The 7,435-nt window shown below is 69.3% G+C and carries 6 protein-coding genes; 1 reads left to right on the top strand and 5 read right to left on the bottom strand.

Annotated elements, in window-relative coordinates; genetic code table 11:
* Positions 1 to 485 precede the first annotated feature (485 nt).
* Positions 486 to 1,493, bottom strand: a complete 1,008-nt coding sequence (locus BFF76_RS28090) for a stage II sporulation protein M (protein ID WP_031093883.1) — start codon at positions 1,491 to 1,493, stop codon at positions 486 to 488.
* Between the two features lie 119 nt (positions 1,494 to 1,612).
* On the opposite strand from BFF76_RS28090, the gene BFF76_RS28085 reads away from it, so the two are divergent.
* A complete protein-coding gene (locus BFF76_RS28085) occupies positions 1,613 to 2,551 on the top strand; it encodes an RDD family protein (protein ID WP_065849327.1) in 939 nt (312 codons plus the stop codon).
* A 93-nt stretch (positions 2,552 to 2,644) separates the two neighbouring features.
* Here BFF76_RS28085 and BFF76_RS28080 read toward each other — a convergent pair whose 3' ends face one another.
* The 4 genes from BFF76_RS28080 to manA form a co-directional block, all read right to left on the bottom strand.
* On the bottom strand, positions 2,645 to 3,286 hold the full coding sequence (locus BFF76_RS28080; RefSeq protein WP_065849326.1) for a hypothetical protein: 642 nt from the start codon (positions 3,284 to 3,286) through the stop codon (positions 2,645 to 2,647).
* 124 nt (positions 3,287 to 3,410) lie between these two features.
* A complete protein-coding gene (gene ahcY / locus BFF76_RS28075; RefSeq protein ID WP_053929179.1) occupies positions 3,411 to 4,868 on the bottom strand; it encodes an adenosylhomocysteinase in 1,458 nt (485 codons plus the stop codon).
* A 262-nt stretch (positions 4,869 to 5,130) separates the two neighbouring features.
* Positions 5,131 to 6,126 carry a cation diffusion facilitator family transporter gene (locus BFF76_RS28070; protein WP_031093874.1) on the bottom strand — a complete coding sequence of 332 codons (996 nt, stop codon included), beginning with the start codon at positions 6,124 to 6,126 and terminating at the stop codon, positions 5,131 to 5,133.
* Positions 6,127 to 6,211: 85 nt separating this feature from the next.
* Positions 6,212 to 7,390, bottom strand: a complete 1,179-nt coding sequence (gene manA / locus BFF76_RS28065; RefSeq protein ID WP_065849325.1) for a mannose-6-phosphate isomerase, class I — start codon at positions 7,388 to 7,390, stop codon at positions 6,212 to 6,214.
* Between the last annotated feature and the right edge of the window lie 45 nt (positions 7,391 to 7,435).

The raw sequence follows: 7,435 nt of genomic DNA, 5'->3' as shown, positions 1-7,435 counted from the left end.
CCTTCGGTCCCGTTTCACCGGGGCCCTCCGGGCGCTCCCCTTCTGTTCTTGCGTTTCCGACTCTATCAGACTCTTTCGTGTCCGATTCCCGGTCGAAGCGGGTTACTACTTTTTCGCTTTCCAGTTCTTCGCTTTCGCGTTTCCCTTTCCGGCGGTTCCAACTTTACCAGACTCTTTTCCGTACCGTTTCCGGTCCGAACTTGATTCAGGCGACCTGTGGAATGGCCTTTGCCTTTCGGCTGACTCGACTTTATCAGAAGCAATTCGACCGAAGCGAATCCGGACGTCTGCTTGAAAGAGAAGAATCGATCGGCTCTGCGAGGATCACGTCCCCTGCACGAGCGAGATGAACTTTAGACGTTCAGGAACGAGTTGTCCAACTCGTTCTAACCGTTCAAATATACCTCCCCACGCAAACTGTGTCAACAGTTTTTGTGGGCGACGAGCAGACTAGCAGGTCAGCGCCGCCGCTCGCACATCGACTCTCAGGCCGCGGCAGGAAGATCCGCGCTTCGCTCCTCGGGTGCCAGATCTCCGGTGTCCCCGGCGCGGGCCGCCCTGCCTCCGAGGACGTAGACGTAGGCGAGAAATGCCAGCTCAGCCAGGACGCCGATGGTGATGCGCGCCCAGGTGGGGAGGCCCGACGGGGTGACGAAGCCTTCGATGACGCCGGAGACGAACAGGACCAGGGCCAGACCGATGGCCATGCCTATCGCGGCTCGGCCCTGCTGCGCGAGGGCCGAGCGCCGGCTGTGCGGGCCCGGGTCGATGACCGTCCAGCCGAGGCGGAGACCGGTACCCGCCGCGACGAAGACGGCGGTGAGCTCGAGCAGACCGTGGGGGAGGACGAGTCCGAGGAAGGTGTCCAGCCGGCCGGCGGAGGACATCAGGCCTATGCCGACAGCGAGGTTGAGCACGTTGACGAAGAGGATCCAGATCACCGGTATGCAGAGGAACGCCCCCAGTACAAGGCACATCGCTGCCGCCTGCGCATTGTTCGTCCAGACCTGGGCGGCGAACGAGGCGGCCGGGTGGCTGGAGTAGTACGTCTCGTACTCCCCACCGGGCCGGGTCAGGGCTCGGAGGTCCTCCGGTGCGGCGATCGACGCCTGGACCTCGGGGTGTGTGCCGATCCACCAGCCGATGACGGCCGCGAGCAGTGTGGAGAGCACCGCCGTCGGAATCCACCAGTGCCGCGAGCGGTAGACCGCTGCCGGGAAGCCGGCGGTCAGGAATCGGGCCGCGTCGCGCCACGAAGCCCGGCGGGTCCCCGTCACGGTGGAGCGTGCGCGGGCCACGAGCTGCGTGAGGCGAGCGGTCAGCAGGGGGTCCGGGGCACTGGACTGGATCAGGGACAGGTGGGCGGCGGTGCGCTGGTACAGAGCGACGAGTTCGTCCGCCTCCTCGCCTGTCAGGCTGCGCCCTCGGTGCAGAAGCTGGTCCAGGCGGTCCCACTCGATGCGATGGGTGGTCACGAAGACGTCGAGATCCATGGTCGGCTGCTGCTCCAGGCATGGGTGCGTACGGGTACGTACTACGGCGGCGCGCTGCCGGTCAGCTTGGCAGACTGTGCTCCCCGGGGGCAGGCAGGGCGGCGAGGAGTGGGTGGGCGATGAACGAGCTCGTGACAGGGGATGCGGTCGTACTGGGGCTGCAGCCGGCGAGGCTGCCCAGCCGGGCATTGGCGATCGCCATCGATCTTGCGGTGCTTCTGACCGTTTTCGTGCTGCTGTCCATAGGTCTGGCTGTGGCGTCAGTGACGCTCGACGAGGCCGCGATCGCCGCGATCGCCGTCGCCTCTTTCCTTCTGGTGCTGGTGGGCGGGCCGGTGGCTGTCGAGACGCTCAGCCATGGCCGTTCGCTCGGCAAGCTTGCCTGTGGCCTCCGCGTGGTGCGGGACGACGGCGGGCCGATCCGGTTCCGGCACGCGCTCATGCGAGGGGCGATGGGAGTGGTCGAGATCCTGGGGACGTTCGGAGTGGTGGGCTGCATCGCCTCCCTGGTGTCCGCCCGGGGCCGTCGGCTCGGCGACGTGTTCGCGGGAACGCTCGTCGTGCGTGAGCGGGTGCCGGCCGGGCGGGCCCTCGCGGTGCCGCCTCCTCCTCCCTGGCTCGTGGGCCGTTTCGGCCAGCTGGATCTCTCGGGCGTCCCCGAAGGCCTCTGGCTGGCGATCCGGCAGTACCTGACGCGGATGAACCAACTTGATGTCACGGTGCGCGGATCCATGGCCGAGCGGCTGTCCACGGACCTCGCCGCGCACACCGGCGTTCCGATGCCGCAGGGGGTACCGGCGGCTGCCTACCTGGCGGCGGTGGTGAACGAGCGCCAGGCCCGGGACGTTCGGCGGGTGGCCGCTGTGGCCGGCCGCAGAGGCCTGGTGACGGCGCCCCTGCCCGTATCCGTGGACCGGGAGTTCTCCGGTCACCGGGAGTTCTCCGGCAACCGGCCGGAGGAAGGCATGCCGGCCGGGGCGGGCCCGGCGCCGGCTTCCACGGACAGTGGCACGGGCGCCGCGACGCCGCCGTCGACCGGGTTCGCCCCGCCTGCCTGAGTCCCGGCCCGTGGGAGCGCCACCTGCCGAGCCCCGGCCGCTCAGGACGGTGACGTCGAGGGGCCCGGAGCCCCGCTCGCGCCCTCAGGCTCCTCAGGCGCCGTCCGTGAGGCGGGGCATGGCCGAGGGCGGGGATTCGAGGTGCTCGAGCTCGATGCCGGGCGCCGCCAGCACCACGTCGCCCGCGATGTGCACGGCGTACTGATCGCCGGTGTCCAGGGCGCTGACCTGGTACTCGTCCACGATCAGGGGCCCGCTGTCAGTGGCGTGCGCTTCACTGTTCAGCAGGGACCAGGACTGGTCGACGGTCCGGGGGGCGAGCACCGGGTCCGTGAAGGTGACCAGACGGACACGGGTCGCGGGAGAAGGGGCGGAATCGGGGGTGAGGCGCAGGAGCCTGGCGGTGGCGACGAGGAAGGCGGGGGATGTGCCGGAGAAGGTGTGGGCGCGGACATTGCCTTCGGTGGCGTGAGTGCCGGTGGGGTCGGTTCGCACCCAGGTGACCCCGTCGAGGGCGGCGCCGCGGATCTGCCAGCTCGCGGCGTGCAGTTCGAGGCGGATGGGGCGGCCGAGTTCGTCCAGAGCCAGATCGACGGAACCCAGGTGGGCGCCCGATGGGGCCGTGGTCTGGGAGACATAGCGCCAGCCGGAGGGGCCGGGCGCGCAGTGGAAGTGTTCTTCGCCGAGGGGGGTGTGGTCGTGGACATCGTGGAGCGAATAACGGCCGCGGGGCATGGGGTCCTTCGGGTTCCTCGGGCTGTGCGGGTGAGGTACGGCGCAGGCCCCCGACACGGGGGTGCGGGGGCCTGCGCTCGGACCTGCTGCTGAGAGCTGCGCCGGCCGGTGGCCGACGGCCGGCTCAGTAGCGGTAGAGGTCGGACTTGTACGGGCCTTCGACCGGGACACCGATGTAGTCGGCCTGCTCCTGGCGCAGGGTCGTGAGCTTCACGCCCAGCGCGTCGAGGTGGAGCCGGGCTACCTTCTCGTCCAGGTGCTTCGGCAGCACGTAGACATCGGTCGGGTACGCCTCGGGCTTGGTGAACAGCTCGATCTGGGCCAGGGTCTGGTCCGCGAACGAGTTGGACATGACGAACGAGGGGTGACCGGTGGCGTTGCCGAGGTTCAGCAGGCGGCCCTCGGACAGCACGATCAGGACCTTGCCGTCCGCGAACGTCCAGGTGTGGACCTGCGGCTTGACCTCGTCCTTGACGACGCCGTCGATCTTCGCCAGACCGGCCATGTCGATCTCGTTGTCGAAGTGACCGATGTTGCCGACGATGGCCTGGTGCTTCATCCGGGCCATGTCGGAGGCCATGATGATGTCCTTGTTGCCCGTCGTCGTGACGAAGATGTCCGCGGTCTCCACCACGTCGTCCAGCGTCGTGACCTGGTAGCCGTCCATCGCGGCCTGCAGGGCGCAGATCGGGTCGACCTCGGTGATGATCACCCGGGCGCCCTGGCCGCGGAGGGACTCCGCGCAGCCCTTGCCCACGTCGCCGTAGCCGCAGACGACGGCGGTCTTGCCGCCGATCAGGACGTCGGTGGCGCGGTTGATGCCGTCGATCAGGGAGTGGCGGCAGCCGTACTTGTTGTCGAACTTCGACTTGGTGACGGCGTCGTTGACGTTGATCGCCGGGAAAAGGAGGGTGCCGTCACGGTGCATCTCGTAGAGCCGGTGGACACCGGTCGTGGTCTCCTCGGTCACGCCGCGGATCTCGGACGCCAGCTGGGTCCACTTCTGCGGGGACTCGCCGAGCGTGCGGTTCAGCAGGGTGAGGATGTATGCGTACTCCTCGCTGTCCGCGGTGGACGGGTCCGGAGCCTCGCCGGCCTTCTCGAACTCCACGCCCTTGTGGACGAGGAGGGTGGCGTCACCACCGTCGTCGAGGATCATGTTCGGGCCGCCGGTGGGGGTGTTGGGCCAGGTCAGAGCCTGCTCCGTGCACCACCAGTACTCCTCCAGGGTCTCGCCCTTCCAGGCGAAGACCGGGACGCCGGCGGGGGCGTCCGGGGTGCCGTTCGGGCCGACCGCGATGGCGGCGGCGGCGTGGTCCTGCGTGGAGAAGATGTTGCAGGAGGCCCAGCGGACCTCGGCGCCCAGGGCGACGAGGGTCTCGATGAGCACAGCGGTCTGCACCGTCATGTGCAGCGAGCCGGTGACCCGGGCGCCGGCCAGCGGCTGCGTGGCGGCGTACTCCTTGCGGATCGACATCAGGCCGGGCATCTCGTGCTCGGCGAGGGTGATCTCCTTGCGCCCGAAGGCGGCGAGGGAAAGGTCTGCGACCTTGAAGTCCTGGCGATTGGCGGCCGTCGTCATAACGGGCTGCTCCTCGTAGTGGGTCGAGGGTGGACTGGCTGGCTCTGCGGCGGCCACGGGCACACGAATGCCCGGGCGATCCGCAGTGCAGTCCGTCGGAGGCCCTCTCTCCCTCGGCCGGCCCGCTTCCGCGAACCGATCGACCGCCATCAGCAGCGACGTCTGGTACTCCCCCGAATCTACACCGAACGGCCCTGTGACCCCCAGCCCGCCTGTGCGGCGGCATGGGTCACAGGACCGTTCGGGGCTGATGCTCAGCGGGTCAGTGGCCGGATCCGGCCGGTGCGTCCCCGGGAGACGCGGGGCTGCCCGGGGCCTTGCCCGGGTTGGTGCCTGCCGCGGCGGCGGCCTCGTTGTAGATGTCGGGCTCGAGGTAGATGACCCGGGCGATCGGGACGGCCTCGCGGATCCGGTTCTCGGCGGCGTTGATCGCCTCCGCGACCTCGGCGGCCGACTCCTCGGCACGTACGGCGATCTTGGCTGCGACCAGAAGCTCCTCCGGGCCGAGGTGGAGCGTGCGCATGTGGATGACGCGGGTGACGGTGTCACCGTCGACAACCGAGGCCTGGATCTTCTCGACGTCCTCGATACCGGCCGCCTCACCGAGCAGCAGCGACTTCGTCTCGGCGGCGAGAACGATCGCGATCGCGATCAGCAGGACGCCGATGCACAGGGTGCCGATGCCGTCCCACACTCCGTTGCCGGTACCCAGCGCGAGGCTGACGCCGCCGAGCGCCAGGATCAGGCCGACGAGTGCGCCGAGGTCCTCGAGAAGGACGACGGGGAGCTCGGGCGCCTTGGAGCGGCGGATGAACTGCGTCCAGGACAGCTTGCCGCGGGTCTGGTTGGACTCCACGATCGCCGTGCGGAAGGAGAAGCTCTCGGCGATGATCGCGAAGACCAGCACGCCGACCGGCCAGTACCAGGCCTCGATCGGGTGAGGGTGCTTGATCTTCTCGTAGCCCTCGTAGATCGCGAACATGCCACCGACCGAGAACAGCACGATGGACACGAGGAAGGCGTAGATGTAGCGCTCACGCCCGTACCCGAAGGGGTGCTGGGGTGTCGCCTCCCGCTTGGCCCTCTTCCCGCCGAGCAGCAGGAGCCCCTGGTTGCCCGAGTCCGCCAGTGAGTGGACGCTCTCCGCCAGCATCGACGACGAGCCACTGAAGAGGAACGCCACGAATTTGGCCACTGCGATCGCGAGGTTGGCGGCGAGTGCCGCCACGATCGCCTTGGTTCCGCCTGACGCGCTCATGAGTGCCTGGTGTCCCTTCCTCGGTGCTGCGGCACGGGCGCCGCTACGGCCGGACATTGTTGCAGCCGCTGGTGCGGACCGTACGTCAGACCACCACGGTCGCGCGGAACAGCGTGCCCGTACCAGCCACTTCGACCCTTTCGTCCGCGGGGACGAACACGGATTCGCCGGGGGCGAGAACGGTCTCCCCCGCGCTCGGGGCACCCGCGGTGCAGAGCAGGATCTGCGGGGTGGCGGCTGTGAGGTCGACGGGAGCGCCGCCGGACGGCAGGACGTAGCGCGACAGCCTGAACTCGTCGACGGGCGTCTCGTACAGCTCCTCGCCGGACGGTGATGCCTCCGGGCGCAGGATGCCGGGCTCGGTGGCTTCGAAGCGGACGATGCGCAGCAGTTCGGGGACGTCGACGTGCTTCGGGGTCAGACCGCATCGCAGCACGTTGTCGGAATTGGCCATGATCTCGACACCCAGGCCGCCGAGATAGGCGTGCGGCACACCCGCGCCGAGGAACATCGCTTCGCCGGGCTGGAGTTGTACGTAGTTCAGCAGCATGGCCGCGATGACGCCGGGGTCGCCGGGGTAGTGGTGGGCGATCTGGGCGTACGGGGCGTGGGGCCCGCCGAGCCGCTCCGCCGCAGTGGCCGCATCGGCGACGGTGTGCGCCATCTCGTCGGGGTCCGCGGTGAGGATCGCTGTGAGGACCTCGCGCAGTGCCCCGTCCTCGGGACGCGCGCGGAGCAGGTCCACATAGGGCTTGAGGGAGTCGACGCCGAGGGCCGCTATCAGGTCGGCGGCCTCGGCGGGCCGGCGGAAACCGCACAGCCCGTCGAAGGGCGTGAGCGCGCAGATCAGCTCGGGCTTGTGGTTGGCGTCCTTGTAGGTGCGGTGCGGCGCGTCCACGGGGACGCCCCGGAGCTCCTCGTCCGCGTAGCCCTCCTGCGCCTGTGTGAGGTCGGGGTGGACCTGGAGGGACAGCGGGGCGCCTGCGGCGAGCAGCTTGAGCAGGAAGGGGAGGCGGGGGCCGAAGGCGCGGACCGCGGCGGGACCGAGTTCGCGCTCGGGGCCGGCCGCGATGACGTCCGTGAGGGACCGCTCCCCCGGTCCGCCGGGTCCGGCCGGGCGAGTCAGGCGCGAAGGGGCTCCCGGGTGGGCTCCCATCCACATCTCGGCCTGCGGTTCGCCGGTCGGGGCTGTGCCCAGCAGCTCGGGGATGGCCGTGGTGGAACCCCAGGCGTAGGGGCGCACGGTGTTGGAGAGCCGGTCCATGGAGATGAGTCCTCGTGGGATGCGCGGGGCGTGGGTGCCCGGGGG

Origin of the sequence: Streptomyces mutomycini, from assembly GCF_001700505.1 — a bacterium.
Taxonomy (GTDB): Bacteria; Actinomycetota; Actinomycetes; order Streptomycetales; family Streptomycetaceae; genus Streptomyces; species Streptomyces mutomycini.
Note: the sequence above shows the minus strand (reverse complement) of the source record. Positions and strands in the feature narration are given on the sequence as shown.